The organism is Acinetobacter piscicola (assembly GCF_002233755.1).
Taxonomy (GTDB): domain Bacteria; phylum Pseudomonadota; class Gammaproteobacteria; order Pseudomonadales; family Moraxellaceae; genus Acinetobacter; species Acinetobacter piscicola.
Genome location: NZ_NIFO01000004.1, coordinates 16,212 through 30,643 on the forward strand (window position 1 = coordinate 16,212; position 14,432 = coordinate 30,643).

Here is a 14,432-nt window from a genome sequence, read left to right on the forward strand (position 1 = left end):
TAGCATAAGAACTTAGATATAAACATTTATTTAGCACGAATTTATTTAGGATAAAAGGTTGTTATGACAAGCCTTGCGCATCATGCGACAGAAAACCGTTCCGTAGCAGAATTTACCGAACAAGCTTATTTAAACTATGCCATGTACGTGATTATGGATCGTGCATTGCCACATATCAGTGATGGTTTAAAACCCGTACAGCGCCGTATTGTCTTTGCAATGAGCGAACTGGGTTTAAAACCAAGTGGTAAGCCTAAAAAATCTGCACGTACCGTCGGTGATGTATTGGGTAAATACCATCCTCATGGCGATTCTGCGTGTTATGAAGCCATGGTATTGATGGCACAGCCATTTAGTTATCGCTATCCATTTATTGAGGGACAAGGCAACTGGGGTTCACCTGACGATCCTAAATCATTCGCAGCAATGCGTTATACAGAAGCCAAGCTTTCCCCTTATAGTGATTTATTGCTTGCAGAATTAGGTCAAGGGACATGCGACTGGCAAGATAACTTTGATGGTTCAATGAAAGAACCAGTGAATTTACCTGCTCGTGTACCGAATATCCTATTAAATGGTACAACAGGTATTGCGGTCGGAATGGCAACAGATATTCCACCACACAACCTGCGTGAAGTGATTAAAGGAACGATTGCTTTGATCCGCAATCCGAACTTAACCGATGAAAAAGTTGCAGAATATATTCCTGCACCAGACTTACCGACCAAGGCTGAGATTATTACGCCGCCTGAAGAATTATTAAAAATTCAAATGACAGGCCGTGGTAGTTATCGCACTCGCGCAATCTATACGATTGAAAAAAATGAAATTGTGATCACTGAGTTGCCATATCAAGTTTCTGGCTCGAAAGTGATCACTCAAATTGCAGATCAAATGCAGGCAAAAAAATTGCCATTGGTCAGTGATTTACGTGATGAATCAGATCATCGAAATCCGACTCGATTAGTTATTGTTTTACGTTCAAATCGTATTGACGCTGAAGCGGTAATGAGTCATTTATTTGCAACCACGGATTTAGAATCAAGCTATCGTGTCAATATGAACATGATTGGTGCAGATGGACGTCCACAAGTTAAATCGATTCGTCGTATTTTATTAGAATGGATTGAAATTCGTAAGAATACCGTTACTCGCCGTTTGCAGTATCATCTCAATAAGATCGAAAAACGTTTACATATCCTCCAAGGTTTAATCATCGCGTTTTTAAATATCGATGAAGTGATCAAAATCATTCGTGAAGAAGATCAACCAAAACCTGTGTTGATGACACGTTTTAATATTGATGAAATTCAAGCCGAAGCCATTTTGGAACTCAAGTTACGTCATTTGGCAAAGCTTGAAGAAATGGAAATGCGTCGTGAGCAAGAAGAACTAGAAGCGAGAGCCGCTGTGATTCGTGAACAGCTTGCAAACCCAGAATCATTGAAGTCTTTGATCATTGAAGAATTAAAAGATGATGCGAAAAAATTTGGTGATGATCGCCGTTCGCCAATCGTACAACGTTCAGAAGCCCAAGCGATCAGTGAACAAGATCTCATGCCTGCTGAAGCTGTAACCGTTGTACTTTCAGAAGCGGGATGGATTCGTTCTGCCAAAGGTCATGAAGTCGATGCTGAAAATCTGAATTTCCGAGCAGGGGATCAATATTTAAGTCATGCGCAGGGCAAGTCTAACCAAAAAGTTTATATATTAGATGAAACGGGTCGTAGTTATGCCTTAGCCATTAACAGCTTACCTTCGGCACGAGGTTTGGGAGAACCGCTGAGTTCAAAACTTTCTCCTGCCAATGGGGTTGGTTTTATTCAAATCATTATTGGCGAGAATGATCACGAAATTATTGCAGTAAGTTCTAAAGGCTATGGCTTTAAGTCATCTGCGAAACAGTTGGATACAAATGCAAAAGCAGGAAAAACCTTCTTAACTGTAGCTGATAATGCCAAGGCCATGCCGTTATTAATGATTGAAAATCATACACATTTAGCTATACTCAGCTCGGCAGGACGCTTACTTTTAATTGATTTGTTGGAATTACCTATTCTTAATAAAGGTAAAGGAAACAAGTTGATACAACTTGAAGGCAATGAACAGATTTTATCCATGACAACTGTGGACTTAAATGAAATAATTCAAGTGCTTGCAGGGAATCAACAGTTAAAACTTAAAGGGGAAGATTTGCAAAAATACGTTGGTAAACGTGCCTCAAAAGGGCAACTCCTACCACGTGGATATCAAAAAGCAAATAGACTGTTGGTTCAAAGATAAAACTAGCATCCAATGATCGAAATACGTTATATATGAGAGGTATTCGTGAATATGGATGTAATATTGAGCAGAAATAAACTAAAAAATTATGTTCAGTATTGAAAAACAGTTTAAAACCAGGGATTACTGATTGGAGAATGTGGCATATGGAAAAGATTTGGTTCGCTGAATACCAAAAAACTGGGATTCCAGAGACAGTAGAATTGCCGCCGGAAAATACCTCACTTATTGACATTTTTGAAAGTAATTTCCAGAAATTTGGTTCACGTGATGCCTTTATCTTTATGGATAAAGTGTTGTCATTCAGTGAGCTTGAACTTGCGAGCCGTAAATTCGCTGCATATCTTCAAAGCCTTGGTTTAGCAAAAGGCTCTCGAGTTGCAGTGATGATGCCGAACGTTCTTCAATATCCGGTTGTTGCTTTGGCAGTATTCCGTGCAGGTTTGGTATTGGTGAATGTTAATCCACTTTATACTGCACGTGAGTTAGAGCATCAACTTAACGATTCTGGTGCAGAAGCACTTGTTATCGTTGAAAACTTTGCAACAGTTTATCAAGCAATTTTGGGTAAAACACCAGTAAAGCATGTGGTTGTTGCTTCAGTTGGTGATATGCTTGGTACATTAAAAGGAACTTTGGTTAACTTTGTTCTACGTAGTGTTCGTAAGCAAATTCCAGCGTGGAATATCCCTGGGCACATTAAATTTAATGCTGCATTATCTAAAGTCAGCCCAAGTAACTATAAACGCCCAAGTATGACTTTAAGTGATACTGCTGTATTGCAATATACGGGTGGTACTACAGGTGTATCTAAGGGTGCTGAACTTACACACCGCAACCTAGTTGCTAACTTACTGCAATGTGATGGTATTTTCCAAAGTAAATTTGGACAAGGTGATGGTGCAAAAGATGATCGTATCTTCTGTGCATTACCGCTTTACCATATCTTTGCGTTCATGGTGTGTGCGCTTTATGGTATGTACAAAGGTCAGGCGAACGTTCTCATTCCTAACCCACGTGACTTACCTGCAGTAATTAAAGAATTACGTAAATATCAGCCTGGTTTCTTCCCAGCAGTAAATACATTATTTAATGCATTGGTACATAACGAAGAATTTAGACAGCTTGATTTTAGCAAGTTGAAAATGGCGATGGGCGGCGGTATGGCTGTATTACCATCGACAGCAGAAGCGTGGAAAAAGTTAACAGGTACGATCATTATCGAAGGTTATGGTCTATCTGAAACTTCTCCTGTTGCAACTGCAAACCCACCAACAACAACTGAATTCAGTGGTACGATTGGTGTTCCATTACCATTAACTGATGTTGCTATTTTAGATGATGATGGCAATCATTTGGCTCAAGGTGAGCAAGGTGAAATTTCGATTCGTGGTCCTCAGGTGATGAAAGGTTATTGGAACCGTCCTGATGAAACTGCGAAAGTAATGACGGCAGATGGTTATTTCCGTACTGGCGACATCGGTATTATGGATGCTCGTGGTTATTTCAAAATTGTAGATCGTAAAAAAGACATGATTTTGGTATCAGGATTTAACGTTTATCCTTCTGAAATTGAAGAAGTGATTGCAACACATCCAAAAGTGCTTGAAGTTGCGGCAATTGGTGTGGTGGATGAAAAATCTGGCGAAGTACCAAAATTGTTTGTTGTGAAAAAAGATCCATCTTTAACAACTGAAGAAATTCTTGAGTTTGCTAAAGAGAACTTAACTGGCTATAAACGCCCACGTTATGTTGAATTTATGGATGAATTACCTAAATCAAACGTAGGTAAAATCTTACGTAAAGATTTACGTAAATAATTGATCTAGAATTAAATATGAAAAAGCGCCGAATATGGCGCTTTTTTATTGTTGCATGAAAATTTGATTGTTATCACTGATTGTTTTTAGAGCGAATATACCAACCATCGATATAAGGGCGGCTATAACCTACGATTGCGGTAAAAGTTAGCATCGTACCCATTTGGCGGCCTAAGGCAGAAGGTGGGATACTGCCATAGCTAAAATAAATATCAATGAAGCAATAGACTGCAATAATTGCCAACCATAGGTATAGATTCATACGTTTGATGCCCACGGAAAAGAAAGCAACGGTCAATACAATCAACGTGCCTAAAGTGGATTGCCAATTGTAGTTGGCGCAAATCACGCAGAGCAAAAAAGCCATAATCGGTAATGCAATTTTCAATATACGATCAATTTCAGCCTGCTGTTGCCGTTGTTTTTCCAAAGTTTCAAACAACTCTTTTTGATCTTGTTGCACGATAATGTCCTCTTTGCACAATTTTGCAAAACTCTTTATTTAACAAAAATTATTCGGTAAATGCCATGCTATGATAACCCGCATTAATACTTCATGAGAACAGATCATGGCTGGGATAGATGGCATCATATATTTAATTCTAATTGCCTGCATACTTCCTTATGTTTTTACCATCATCGCAAAAGTTGCTGGCGGTTTTACACTTGCAGATAATCAGCATCCACGTGAATTTCTAGCCAAAACGACAGGGCTTGCAGCACGTGCCAATGCGGTGCAGCAGAACAGTTTTGAAAGCTTACCATTATTTCTTGCCGCTATTTTAATGGCTGAATATATGGTGGTTTCACAGCATCTGATTATGATGTTAGGGATTGCTTATATTATATTACGTATCATTTACGGTATTTGTTATCTTGCCAATATATCAGCGCTTCGTTCAATCATTTGGTTCTTGTCGATGGCTTGTCCAATCATTTTATTGTTATTGATTATTCGAATGATCTAAGTTTTTTCTGATTCATGCTAGGTTCATTTTCATGAAGCAAAATGTATAATCGGCAACTGTTCACGCAATTTAGCGTTATAATCAACAAGATTTTAAATAAGACCTCACTTGAAAGAGTATTCTATGAGCTATAGTAATATCCCTGCTGGTAAAGATGCACCAAATGACATCTATGTAATTATCGAAATTCCTGCAAATGCAGCACCGATTAAATACGAAATTGATAAAGATTCTGATGCATTATTTGTAGACCGTTTTATGGGTACAGCAATGTTCTACCCAGCAAACTATGGTTATGTACCAAATACTTTATCTTTAGATGGTGACCCATTAGACGTATTGGTTGTAACACCTTATCCAGTTGAGCCAGGTTCTGTAATCCGTTGCCGTCCAGTGGGTAAATTGAACATGGAAGATGACGGTGGTGTAGATGCGAAATTGATTGCTGTTCCGCATGAAAAATTAACACCGCTTTATAAAGATGTTCAAGAATATACAGATCTTCCAGAATTATTGATCAAACAAGTTGAACACTTCTTTGCTCACTATAAAGATCTTGAAGCTGGTAAGTGGGTTAAATTAAGCGGTTGGGAAGGTTCTGAAGTTGCAAAACAAGAAGTGCTTAGTTCAATCGAAGCTTACAAAGCTGCAAATAAATAATTCCAACTAGGAATTTTGGTTAGGGCTTTTTAGTTTAGGTCTTAACCCAATAAAAAACCTGCATCACATGGTGCAGGTTTTTTTATAGCTAGAAATTCGAATGAATTAGAATAATGTCACAGGAATATCAAGGAATATACGCCATTCATTCGTATCATTCATATATACAGCGCTATAAGCATCATCAGCACGGTAATGTGAATAACGTACACGTAAGCTAGCATCTTTCGCATAGCCACTTTGCATGGTGTATTTCACTTGGTTGAAGAATTCGCTTTCTTTTGCATTGTTATCAGTTGGAGTTTTGATGTCCCAACCGTAAACATAAGCACTTGTCCAATTTAAACCAGGAACACCGTAACCAGCAAAGTCTAAGTTATATTGAACTTGCGCTGATTTTTCGTGATTACCGACAAAGTCAGAAAGGTATGAGTTTGGTAGGTAAATACTTTGGAAACCATCAGCATTTTGACCATAGTCATAACCCGTATTCCCTGTGTTTTGTTGGTAAGCCAACATTACAGAGTGAGGACCTTGGTTATAAGTACCAGATAAAGCCCAAATATTATTTGAACGGTCATCAGCAGCAACATTACCTAAAGTTGAATAAGTAGAAGCGTCTTTATCCCATTCAGTATGGTAGCCACTGAAGTCAAAAGTTAATGAACTTTGATTTGCAAGTGGATATTTATAGTTTGCGTTCACATAGTGACGTTCTAAAGCATTTTTAGAATCTAAACCATAATATGAAGCACTTAACTGATCATCAAACTTATATTTTGCGCCCCAAACCACAGCATCATCTAATCTGTTTTGGTCAGTTGCAATTTGGTCAGACATCTGGTCTTTGGTAAATTTACCAGCAACAAGCTCAAGATTTTTGATTTCACGGCTTGTAACTAAAGTACCTTCAAAATATTCAGGAACTAGACGAGTTGTATTACTTGCCAATACAGGTAAGTCTAAAACTTGAGTACCGTAACGCACAGTTGTATTTGAGAAACGTGCCTTAACGTTTGCACCACCACGAGCCCAATGATCATAAGGATTACCCTCATCATCACGTGGAATCATGTTGTTACCAGAATGGTTATTAGGACCAATTTTAAATGAACCATCACCAACAGCACCAACACCAAAACCAACGATACCTTTGGTAAAGCCAGAATCAAGCGTTACGATACCTGTTTGAGCAAATGAGCTTTTATCTGTATCTGGTGCAACACCTTTGTAGTCACGGCTGATATAGCCAGTACGGAATAAAATAGATCCTGTTGCTTCTTCTAAAAATCCTTTTGCTTCACTTTGTTCGCTAGCAAATGCTGGAGTAATAATGGCAGTATTAATTAATACTGCTAAAGTAAGTTTTGTAGCTTTAAGCATGTGTTTCCTCGTAAGCGAGAGAATATGGTAATCACTGCCTGAATTCAGAACAGATAATGAATGAATTGTATATTTAATCTATAAAAATGGAATCACTTTTGATCAAAAATATTTCATTTTTGTAATATATTTATCCAATATAAAGTCATTAACTTATGAGAAAAACCGCATAAGCATACCTAAATTTATGAAAATTATAGAAATATGAAAATATGGCGGATTAATATCTAAAATTTTTACCAAAAATTCAAAAGCACGGTAAAATTTCACTTTATTTTTCTCCTGTTTTTTTTTAAGTCTTCATGCAATTAATTTTTTCCAAAATACTATGGGCTGTGCTTGTAGGTGTATTTTCATGTTCAGCAATTGCTGAAGAGTCAAAACTTTCTGTAGCAAATGGGCTTGTCTCTGGAAATATAGGTTTAGTTTCAAAGTATATTTATCATGGTGGTGTTGAAAATGATGACCTTGCAATACAAGGTGGGTTGGAATATGCGCATAAAAGTGGCATTTCTATCGGGTATTGGGGATCAACTTTAAATTATGATCCGTCAGATGAGACACAAGACCATGGTTTTGAACATAATATCTTCTTATCTTATGGGCAAGAAATTGCACAAAATTGGAGCTATAACCTTAAAACCACAGCTTATGTCTATCAAAAAGGTGGAAGTATTTATGCGGATCAAAGTGTGCGACGTAAAACAACGGCTTTTGATGTATTAGGTGAGTTAGCTTATAAGAATTTAACTTTAGGCACTTCTGTAATGTTAGCGGATGCCTCTTCTGCCAATGCCGGCGATCTGTATTTTAGTGCTGCTTATAGCCACCCTTTAACTCAAGGTTTTACTTTCAATGCGGTACTTGGTGCGTCTGCATATAACAGTAGTCGTGATGATGAGATTGTCCAGACTAAAAAAGATTTTGCTTTGAATGAAGTTCGCTTCGGTATAAGTAAAGAGGTTGCTCAATCTGGCGTCACAGCAAGTTTTGATTATGTATTGGGCGGTGAAAATCGCTTAGGTGAAGATTTTGATAATAATGTTATTTTTGGTTTAAATTATAGTTTCTAAAATAATGGCGTCTTATTGATATCTATTTAAAGAAATGCATTGTTGGCGATAGCAATGCGTTTTTATGTATTTTGAGCTAAAGTGTAAATTTAAGATTAAAAATAAAGTGAATAATAACAATAAAATGCAATTTTATAAGGTGCTTTTTATCAAACTTGGTTAAAAAGTTGGCATAGCAATTGCTATGCAATTAGGGAGTTTATTAAATTTTAGCAAAACAAATATACATCGAATGATGGGGGAGCACTCAATATGAAATTCTCAACTAAAGCACTGACATTGGCTATTTTGTCGTCAACAGCAACAATGACAATGGCGGCAGATGATGCGCTTTCAAAATTAGGCTTAAGTTTTTCTGGTAGTGCTGCTGTAACGAGTGATTATCGTTATCGTGGAATCACACAAACAGGGAATGATGCAGCGGTACAAGCAGGTTTTACGTTGTCGCACAATTCAGGTTTATATGCTGGTCTTTGGGGTTCAAATGTAAACTTTGGATCGCCTGACCCACATTTGGAACTCGATCCTTTCATTGGCTATTCAACAACATTAGATGGTTTTGCGAGCAAGCCAATTTTAGATGTTGGGGTTTGGTATTATAGCTATCCAAGTGCAAGTGATCTTAATTGGGTTGAGCTGTACGGTAAATTAATCTTTAAAAATGCATTTGCAGAAGGTGATAGCATTTTAACCAATATTAACTACACAAATGACTATGCAGGCGCAGATGCAAATAGTTGGAATGTGAATGTTGGTTATTCTGTACCATTCGGATCGACAGGTTTTGGTGGTGTTGCCAATGTTGGTTATACCGTTGTTACTGACGATGACAAGTATGATTTCAATGGTGATGATAATTATGTTGATTGGAAAGCAGGTGTAACGTATACATTTAAGTCGCTTCCAACAGTAACTGCTGAGCTTGCTGCTATTGGTACCAATATTGATACCAAAGATATGACAGATTCAGTTAAGCGTGGTGTTGAAACAGGTGCTGTATTTACCTTGACTAAAGCATTCTAAAATTATCCGTTCAAGAAAAAGGTGACATTAGGTCACCTTTTTGCATTTTTGCTGATTGGAAATTGTGACTGAATCACTTTATTGGGTTGCTTCATTGGGTTGCTTCAAAAGCTTGAGAATATTTTACTTCACCTTGTGGAAAACTTTGATTAAAAGAGAGGGCTTGAAAATATTCAGCAGGTACATTTGCTAAAGTTAAATTTGGAATCATATTGAAACCAAATTTTGAATAATATGCAGGATCACCTAAAACCACACAGCCAGCTGCGCCGAGTTGCTTGAGCTGTTGTAATGAATAGCGCATTAATGCTGAGCCAACACCTTGTTGTTGATATTCTGGTGCAACAGAAATAGGACCTAAACCATACCAATTTGGTGCACCCGAGGAAATTTCTACAGGGGAAATTGCAACATGACCAATAACCTGTTGGTCTAGTTCAGCAACAATTGAAACGGTTAATTGTTGTGCATTTCTTAAAGCATTGACAATAAATTGTTCGGTGTGATCTGTATGTTCAGCATTTTCAAAAGCACGCTCAGTGAGTTTGAAAATCGCATCAATATCATGATTTTGTTCATTTCTTAAAATTAAATTAAGCATATTCATCCTGTTTTAATTCTCAAAGTTTAAGACTGAGTTCCTCGATAAGATAAGGCTTCAGTCAAATGCGTACTTTGGATTTCGTCACTTTGTGCTAAATCTGCAATGGTTCTCGCAACGCGTAAAATACGATGATAAGCACGTGCAGATAGATTTAAACGTTGTTGTGCCATTTCAATCATCTTTTTTGAAGCGTCATCTAATACCACATGCACTTCTAAGTCTTTAGGGGAAAGAGCATGATTTAGCCCGCCTTGTCTTTGAATTTGAAAATCAAAGGCTTGGATCACACGCTCTCTGACGATTGTAGAGTTTTCCACAGGTTGTGGATCTTGTAATTCCTGAGCTTTTAAGGGGGGTACATCGATATGTAAATCAATACGATCCAATAAAGGGCCTGAAATACGATTTTGATAGCGTTTAATGGATTCAGCAGAACATTGACAGCGACTGTCTTGATTAAATGCATAGCCACAAGGGCATGGATTCATTGCTGCAATCAATTGAAAATTTGCAGGGAAAGTAATTTGGCGTGACGCACGTGAAATCACGATTTCTTTGGATTCAAGAGGTTGCCTAAGGACTTCTAAAACTTTACGGTCGAATTCAGGCAACTCATCTAAAAATAAAACGCCTAAATGTGCAAGTGTAATTTCCCCAGGTTTCGGATGTGAACCCCCACCAACCAAAGCGATTGCTGACGCTGTATGATGAGGCGCTCGGAAGGGACGCTGTCCAAAATGGTGCTGCATATTGGCAATTGAGTAAATACTCGCGACTTCTAAATTTTCTTGTGGATTTAGTGTAGGTAAAATACTGGGCAGCCGTGACGCCAAAAGCGTTTTGCCTGTACCCGGTGGACCTCTAAATAAAATAGAATGCCCACCTGCTGCTGCAATTTCTAAAGCACGTCTTGGACGTAATTGCCCTTTAACATCGGCTAAATCGAATTTGTATTGTTGGGAATGTATGGTTTTCTGCGAAATAGCTGCTTCGATTTTTTGTGAGCTTAAAAAATGTTCACAAACCTGTTTTAAATGATTCGCGGCAAAGACTTGAAATTCAGGAAGTTGAGCAGCTTCATCAGCATTTTCTTTAGGCAACATCAGTTGATGTTTTGCCATTTGACATGCCATGGCAATGGTGAGTGTCCCTGTTGTAGGACGTAAATGCCCATCTAAGGCTAGTTCGCCAATAAACTCGAAATCATCTGTGACATTCTCAGGAAGTTGCCCTGTGGCAATGAGTATTCCCAAAGCAATGGGTAAATCTAGACGTGAGCCGTCTTTGGGTAAATCTGCGGGAGCAAGATTGATGGTTAAGCGTTTGGTTGGAAATTGATAACCACTGTTGATAATGGCTGAACGTACACGATCTTTACTTTCACGAACAGCAGCTTCGGCTAAGCCAACAATCGTTAGAGAAGGTAATCCTGCACTGACATGGACTTCAACTTCAATTAAAGGTGCGTGTAATCCGAGTAAGCCTCGGGTATAAATTTTTGCAAAAGACATTATTATTTTCCAGTTTGCTTTATTTTTAATCGTTTTATTGTTCTAGTTGCACTAAAAATGCGCAAATATTGTTAGCTATTTTTTTGAATTAACACTTCAAGTGCTTTAACTTGCTGTTGTAATTCATTTAGACGCAAAGTGGCGTTATTTAGTGCAGTTTTTTGACGTTCCATTTCATCTTTGGAAACGATATCCATTTTAGTGACTGTTTCATTCAGTAATGCACGTAAATTATGTTCTAAATCTTTTTTAGGTTGATCGACTTGTTCTAAAATTGCTTGTAATAATGTTTCAATCATGAGAAATCCGATAGTGTTATAGTCTTTGGCGAGTGTAACACCTCTCATTTTTTTTTGCTTTAGGAATAGTCGTTGCAAGCCTAAAAAACGATAAAGAACAATAAATACCGCACGGCATCCATTCATTTAAGCATGATAAAAGCGAGTGGGTGCACGACGTTTCCTTAAATTTACAGCAGCGTAGAGAACGTGTGTAACAGCATTTAAAACAAAAAATATGCATAATTTTTCAGTTTTTTAAAGCTCAAACTTCACCTATATGGATAGAATAGGTTATAAAGGCAAAGCATGTTAATCCGATGAGCATCCCCAACCGCTAGGAAGATTGGCATGAAAATTGAACATAAAACCTTACTGGTGAAATAAGCCGAAGGAAAACAATATGAAACTCGTAACTGCAATTGTAAAACCGTTTAAATTGGATGATGTGCGTGAAGCATTGTCTGAAATTGGCGTTCAAGGGATCACTGTAACAGAAGTGAAAGGTTTTGGTCGTCAAAAAGGCCATACTGAACTGTATCGTGGTGCTGAATATGTTGTTGATTTCTTACCTAAAGTAAAAATTGAAATTGCAATTAGTGATGACATGGTGGATTCAGTGATTGAATCAATTACACGTGTTGCTAGTACTGGAAAAATTGGTGACGGAAAAATTTTCGTGACGAATTTAGAGCAAGTCATCCGTATTCGTACAGGTGAAACAGGTCCAGACGCTGTTTAATTTGGCACGAAGTTTGCTGGTTATGTATATAGATACATAATTTACAAAATTAGGTTGGGGGATACGAATGAAAAAAATGCTACTAGCGCTCAGCCTGTCTGGCGCACTTCTTGGTGGATCAGTTGCGTGGGCAGAAGAAAATGTAACTGAGCCTACAACAGCAGTTGCTGTAAGTGATGCTGTAGTCACTGAAACAGTTGCTGCTCCTGAAACAGCACCTGCACCTGTCGCAATGACAGAAGAAAAACCAAAAGCTGATACAGGTGACACCGCTTGGATTCTCGTTTCTACAGCGCTTGTTTTGCTCATGACGATTCCAGGTTTAGCACTATTCTACGGCGGTATGGTTCGTAAGAAAAATGTGCTCAGTACAATGGCGCATAGTTTCTCTGCGGCAGCAATTGTCAGTATTGTGTGGGTGGTTATCGGTTATTCACTGGCTTTCGGTTCAGGCAATGCCTTTATTGGCGGTTTAGATAAAGTCATGCTTTCAGGGATAACAACAGATGCCTTAAGCGGCACAATTCCTGAAATTTTATTTGTTATTTTCCAAATGACTTTTGCGATTATTACTGTTGCGATTATTAGCGGTTCTGTCGCTGATCGTATGAAATTCAGTGCTTGGATTGCGTTCATTACGATTTGGGTTGTTGTGGTATATGCACCGATTGCTCATTGGGTATGGGGTGGCGGTTGGTTAATGAATGATGGCGCGCTTGATTTTGCAGGCGGTACAGTTGTTCATATTAACTCAGGTGTTGCGGGCCTCGTTGCAGCTTATTTACTTGGTAAGCGTATGGGTTTAGGCAAAGAATCTATGGCACCACATAATTTAGCGCTCACTGTTCTCGGTGCAAGTCTTGTTTGGGTGGGCTGGTTTGGTTTCAATGGTGGTTCGGCGCTTGGAGCAAATGGTTCAGCAGCGTATGCATTGGTTACAACTCAAATCGCAGCAGCAGCAGCAGCTATTTCTTGGCTAATCGTTGAGAAAATAGTACGTGGCAAAGGTTCTGTATTAGGTGCAGCATCTGGTGCAGTAGCAGGTTTGGTGGTCATTACTCCAGCAGCAGGCTTCGTCACTGTGGGTGGTGCATTAATCATGGGTTTAATCGGCGGTGTGGTTTGTTTCTGGGGTATTTCAGGCCTTAAACGTATCCTCAAAGCTGATGATTCTTTAGATGCTTTTGGTTTGCATGGTGTTGGTGGTATCGTTGGTGCAATCTTAACGGCTGTATTTGCAAGTGAATTCATCATGGGCGATAAAGCGCCAGTAGATATGATGCATCAATTGTGGGTACAAGTTGAAGGTGTATTGGCAACGATTGCATATTCAGCAGTTGTTACATTCATCCTACTTAAACTGATCGATGTTGTGATTGGAATCCGTGTTGAATCTGACGATGAGCGTATGGGTCTAGATTTGAGCCAACATGGTGAACGTATTGAGTAATACAATAACTGTATAATTTAAAACAATAACTATATATTGTGTAAAACAGCCCGAATGGGCTGTTTTTTTTCCATATCTTGCGAAATGCTCAACAAAAACCAGTTTTTTTGCTACACTAGCTGAAATCACGAATTTTGTTCAATTAAACCACTATGCATTGTCCATTTTGCAACGCCGCTGATAGTAAAGTTATCGATTCGCGCTTGGCAGCGGAAGGCTGTCAGATTCGTCGACGCCGTGAATGTATTAATTGTGGTGAGCGTTTCACGACATTTGAAAGTTATGAAGTGGTCATGCCACGTGTAACCAAGTCTGATGGTAAAAATGAACCATTTGACGAAGCAAAACTACGTCGTTCTTTAATGCATGCTTTACAAAAAAGACCTGTGACTCAAGAACAGATTGAAACTGTATTGAGTGATATTCAATTGCAAATCCGCCGTTTGGGTGAACGAGATGTTCGTTCCAGAACCATTGGCGAGATTGTCATGCAAGCTTTATTTGCGTTAGACCATGTTGCTTATGTGCGTTTTGCATCAGTTTATCAAGATTTCCAAGATGTAGAAGCATTCAGACATCAAATTGAGCAAATGCAACATCGTGAGCAAGACCATTAATTTATTTTCGAAAAATTATT

At 38.4% G+C, this 14,432-nt stretch carries 14 protein-coding genes; 9 read left to right on the forward strand and 5 right to left on the reverse strand.

The window, feature by feature from the left end; translation table 11 throughout:
- The first annotated feature begins 63 nt into the window (after positions 1 to 63).
- Together parC and CDA10_RS08530 are read left to right on the forward strand one after the other, a co-directional pair.
- Positions 64 to 2,283: a DNA topoisomerase IV subunit A gene (gene parC / locus CDA10_RS08525; protein ID WP_089605208.1), complete on the forward strand. Its 2,220-nt coding sequence runs from the start codon at positions 64 to 66 to the stop codon at positions 2,281 to 2,283.
- A 146-nt stretch (positions 2,284 to 2,429) separates the two neighbouring features.
- Positions 2,430 to 4,103: a long-chain-fatty-acid--CoA ligase gene (locus tag CDA10_RS08530; RefSeq protein WP_089605209.1), complete on the forward strand. Its 1,674-nt coding sequence runs from the start codon at positions 2,430 to 2,432 to the stop codon at positions 4,101 to 4,103.
- Positions 4,104 to 4,176: 73 nt separating this feature from the next.
- Here the strand turns inward: CDA10_RS08530 and CDA10_RS08535 are convergent, their stop codons facing one another.
- A complete protein-coding gene (locus tag CDA10_RS08535) occupies positions 4,177 to 4,569 on the reverse strand; it encodes a hypothetical protein (RefSeq protein WP_228704616.1) in 393 nt (130 codons plus the stop codon).
- A gap of 103 nt (positions 4,570 to 4,672) precedes the next feature.
- On the opposite strand from CDA10_RS08535, the gene CDA10_RS08540 reads away from it, so the two are divergent.
- Both CDA10_RS08540 and ppa read left to right on the forward strand, forming a co-directional pair.
- Entirely contained in the window at positions 4,673 to 5,071 is a 399-nt protein-coding gene (locus tag CDA10_RS08540; RefSeq protein ID WP_089605211.1) for an MAPEG family protein, read from the forward strand.
- A 123-nt stretch (positions 5,072 to 5,194) separates the two neighbouring features.
- Positions 5,195 to 5,731, forward strand: coding sequence for an inorganic diphosphatase (gene ppa, locus CDA10_RS08545; protein ID WP_089605212.1), 537 nt, complete (start codon positions 5,195 to 5,197; stop codon positions 5,729 to 5,731).
- Between the two features lie 105 nt (positions 5,732 to 5,836).
- Here the strand turns inward: ppa and CDA10_RS08550 are convergent, their stop codons facing one another.
- Complete coding sequence (locus CDA10_RS08550) at positions 5,837 to 7,114, reverse strand: OprD family outer membrane porin (RefSeq protein WP_089605213.1); 1,278 nt, start codon at positions 7,112 to 7,114, stop codon at positions 5,837 to 5,839.
- Positions 7,115 to 7,416: 302 nt separating this feature from the next.
- On the opposite strand from CDA10_RS08550, the gene CDA10_RS08555 reads away from it, so the two are divergent.
- Both CDA10_RS08555 and CDA10_RS08560 read left to right on the forward strand, forming a co-directional pair.
- The gene (locus CDA10_RS08555) at positions 7,417 to 8,187 is read left to right on the forward strand and encodes a TorF family putative porin (protein WP_089605214.1); all 771 of its coding nucleotides are present in this window, start codon (positions 7,417 to 7,419) and stop codon (positions 8,185 to 8,187) included.
- Positions 8,188 to 8,439: 252 nt separating this feature from the next.
- Positions 8,440 to 9,210, forward strand: coding sequence for a TorF family putative porin (locus CDA10_RS08560; RefSeq protein WP_089605215.1), 771 nt, complete (start codon positions 8,440 to 8,442; stop codon positions 9,208 to 9,210).
- A 91-nt stretch (positions 9,211 to 9,301) separates the two neighbouring features.
- On the opposite strand, the gene CDA10_RS08565 is transcribed toward CDA10_RS08560, so the two are convergent.
- From CDA10_RS08565 to CDA10_RS08575, 3 genes are all read right to left on the reverse strand, one after another.
- Positions 9,302 to 9,811 carry a GNAT family N-acetyltransferase gene (locus CDA10_RS08565; RefSeq protein ID WP_089605419.1) on the reverse strand — a complete coding sequence of 170 codons (510 nt, stop codon included), beginning with the start codon at positions 9,809 to 9,811 and terminating at the stop codon, positions 9,302 to 9,304.
- Between the two features lie 26 nt (positions 9,812 to 9,837).
- Complete coding sequence (locus CDA10_RS08570; protein WP_089605216.1) at positions 9,838 to 11,325, reverse strand: YifB family Mg chelatase-like AAA ATPase; 1,488 nt, start codon at positions 11,323 to 11,325, stop codon at positions 9,838 to 9,840.
- A gap of 71 nt (positions 11,326 to 11,396) precedes the next feature.
- Entirely contained in the window at positions 11,397 to 11,624 is a 228-nt protein-coding gene (locus CDA10_RS08575; RefSeq protein WP_089605420.1) for an accessory factor UbiK family protein, read from the reverse strand.
- A gap of 382 nt (positions 11,625 to 12,006) precedes the next feature.
- Here CDA10_RS08575 and glnK point away from each other — a divergent pair, with 382 nt between their 5' ends.
- The 3 genes from glnK (at position 12,007) to nrdR (ending at position 14,412) form a co-directional block, all read left to right on the forward strand.
- On the forward strand, positions 12,007 to 12,345 hold the full coding sequence (gene glnK / locus CDA10_RS08580) for a P-II family nitrogen regulator (RefSeq protein ID WP_004868205.1): 339 nt from the start codon (positions 12,007 to 12,009) through the stop codon (positions 12,343 to 12,345).
- Positions 12,346 to 12,412: 67 nt separating this feature from the next.
- Positions 12,413 to 13,795, forward strand: a complete 1,383-nt coding sequence (locus CDA10_RS08585; RefSeq protein ID WP_089605217.1) for an ammonium transporter — start codon at positions 12,413 to 12,415, stop codon at positions 13,793 to 13,795.
- Positions 13,796 to 13,947: 152 nt separating this feature from the next.
- On the forward strand, positions 13,948 to 14,412 hold the full coding sequence (nrdR, locus tag CDA10_RS08590; RefSeq protein WP_089605218.1) for a transcriptional regulator NrdR: 465 nt from the start codon (positions 13,948 to 13,950) through the stop codon (positions 14,410 to 14,412).
- Positions 14,413 to 14,432 lie beyond the last annotated feature (20 nt).

Excerpts from the sequence above, each read along its gene's own strand:
- parC (WP_089605208.1), top strand. The coding sequence starts at position 64 with ATGACAAGCCTTGCGCATCATGCGACAGAAAACCGTTCCGTAGCAGAA.
- CDA10_RS08530 (WP_089605209.1), top strand. The coding sequence starts at position 2,430 with ATGGAAAAGATTTGGTTCGCTGAATACCAAAAAACTGGGATTCCAGAG.
- CDA10_RS08540 (WP_089605211.1), top strand. The coding sequence starts at position 4,673 with ATGGCTGGGATAGATGGCATCATATATTTAATTCTAATTGCCTGCATA.
- ppa (WP_089605212.1), top strand. The coding sequence starts at position 5,195 with ATGAGCTATAGTAATATCCCTGCTGGTAAAGATGCACCAAATGACATC.
- CDA10_RS08550 (WP_089605213.1), bottom strand. The coding sequence starts at position 7,114 with ATGCTTAAAGCTACAAAACTTACTTTAGCAGTATTAATTAATACTGCC.
- CDA10_RS08555 (WP_089605214.1), top strand. The coding sequence starts at position 7,417 with ATGCAATTAATTTTTTCCAAAATACTATGGGCTGTGCTTGTAGGTGTA.
- CDA10_RS08560 (WP_089605215.1), top strand. The coding sequence starts at position 8,440 with ATGAAATTCTCAACTAAAGCACTGACATTGGCTATTTTGTCGTCAACA.
- CDA10_RS08565 (WP_089605419.1), bottom strand. The coding sequence starts at position 9,811 with ATGCTTAATTTAATTTTAAGAAATGAACAAAATCATGATATTGATGCG.
- CDA10_RS08570 (WP_089605216.1), bottom strand. The coding sequence starts at position 11,325 with ATGTCTTTTGCAAAAATTTATACCCGAGGCTTACTCGGATTACACGCA.
- CDA10_RS08575 (WP_089605420.1), bottom strand. The coding sequence starts at position 11,624 with ATGATTGAAACATTATTACAAGCAATTTTAGAACAAGTCGATCAACCT.
- glnK (WP_004868205.1), top strand. The coding sequence starts at position 12,007 with ATGAAACTCGTAACTGCAATTGTAAAACCGTTTAAATTGGATGATGTG.
- CDA10_RS08585 (WP_089605217.1), top strand. The coding sequence starts at position 12,413 with ATGAAAAAAATGCTACTAGCGCTCAGCCTGTCTGGCGCACTTCTTGGT.
- nrdR (WP_089605218.1), top strand. The coding sequence starts at position 13,948 with ATGCATTGTCCATTTTGCAACGCCGCTGATAGTAAAGTTATCGATTCG.